The sequence below is a fragment of the Mesorhizobium sp. M7A.F.Ca.US.014.04.1.1 genome (assembly GCF_003998745.1).
GTDB classification, from domain to species: Bacteria; Pseudomonadota; Alphaproteobacteria; order Rhizobiales; family Rhizobiaceae; genus Mesorhizobium; species Mesorhizobium ciceri.
Map to the genome: position 1 here is coordinate 1 of NZ_RZRW01000972.1, position 1,383 is coordinate 1,383.

A 1,383-nucleotide genomic window follows, 5' to 3' on the forward strand; every position below is an offset into this window, starting at 1 on the left:
ATTGCCGACCGCGAACCCGCCGAGCAGAAGCTGCTGGAACCAGCCACCGACCAATGGGATGGCCGTGAAAAAGTTGGTAATGACGGTGGCTCCCCAGAACGACATCTGTCCCCAAGGCAGCACATAGCCCATGAAGGCGATCCCCATCATCAGCAAGAGGTTGGTGCAACCGAGCACCCACAGCAGCTCACGCGGCGCCTTGTAAGAGCCGTAGTAGAGCCCGCGGCAGATATGGATATAGGCGGCAATGAAGAAGAAGGAGGCGCCGTTCGCATGGAGAGAGCGCAGCAGCCATCCCGAATTCACGTCCCGCATGATCTTCTCGACTGAATTGAAGGCCAGCCCGGTATCCGGAGCGTAATGCATGGCCAGCACGATCCCGGTGAGGATCTGCGAAGCCAGCATGACCGTGAGAATGCCGCCGAACGTGTAGGCGTAGTTCAAATTGCGCGGGACGGGATAGACGATGAAGCTATCGTGCACCAACCTCGGAAGGGGCAGGCGGGCGTCGAACCAGCGTTCGATACCGGTCTTGGGCGTATAGGTCGAATGTTTGTCGCTCATCGAAACGCCCCCCTCTCAGCTGATACGGATTCTGGTGTCGGCAATGAACTGGAACACGGGTATCGCCATGTTCTCGGGCGCTGGGCCTTTGCGGATGCGGCCGGCAGTATCGTATTGCGAGCCGTGGCACGGGCAGAGCCAGCCCCCGAACTCGCCTTGCTGACCAACGGGGATGCAGCCGCTATGCGTGCAGACCTGGACCATCACGATCCAGGCTTCCTTGCCCGGCGCCGTGCGGTTGGTGTCGATTGCCGGCGCATCGGCCGGCAGATTGGCGTTACGTGCGATCGGGTCCTTGAGCACGGCCAAGCTTACAGCTTTGCCGTCCTCAATTTCCTTCTCGGTGCGGTTGCGAACGACGACGGGTTTGCCGCGCCATTGCACGACCAGCGACATTCCCGGCATCAGCGAGGAGACGTCGACTTCGACCGTGGCCAGTGCCTCGGCGGGCAATGCGGTGGTGCCTGTTTCAGTTGGGGAAAGCTCGGTCATGATGATGACGACTCCTCTGATTGGGAAAGCTGCTTCAGTGCGTCGGCGTGCAGTCGGGAAACCCGGCTGCGGCCTCTCGCCTTTCGCGTTTGCTCATTTCGCGTTGAACTATGCCGGCCGTGGCGGGATGTGGGCCATCGTGCCAAGGGCACGTGCGTCCAATACTTTCGTTTATGGTTCCTGAGCGAAGGACTACCGGCCTGTCGAGGACGCCAGGTGTGGTGGTTCTGAAGCCTTGCTGTTGTCTTTCCCCGCTTGAGCAGGATTTCGGCCTCGGACGCGGCAATCGCAGAACGATTGCTTAGCTTGATCATACCTCGGCATAGG

Annotated in this window: 2 protein-coding genes; both read right to left on the reverse strand. The window is 60.2% G+C overall.

Going from position 1 to position 1,383, the window contains the following annotated elements:
* The coding region (locus EOA22_RS33650; protein ID WP_206521468.1) for a cytochrome b N-terminal domain-containing protein at nucleotides 1-564 on the reverse strand (564 nt) is incomplete at its 3' end.
* A gap of 15 nt (nucleotides 565-579) precedes the next feature.
* The gene (gene petA / locus EOA22_RS33655) at nucleotides 580-1,056 is read right to left on the reverse strand and encodes a ubiquinol-cytochrome c reductase iron-sulfur subunit (protein ID WP_127390616.1); all 477 of its coding nucleotides are present in this window, start codon (nucleotides 1,054-1,056) and stop codon (nucleotides 580-582) included.
* Between the last annotated feature and the right edge of the window lie 327 nt (nucleotides 1,057-1,383).

Bases quoted from the DNA above. Each gene is read 5' to 3' on its own strand.
- petA (WP_127390616.1), bottom strand. From the start codon at position 1,056: ATGACCGAGCTTTCCCCAACTGAAACAGGCACCACCGCATTGCCCGCC.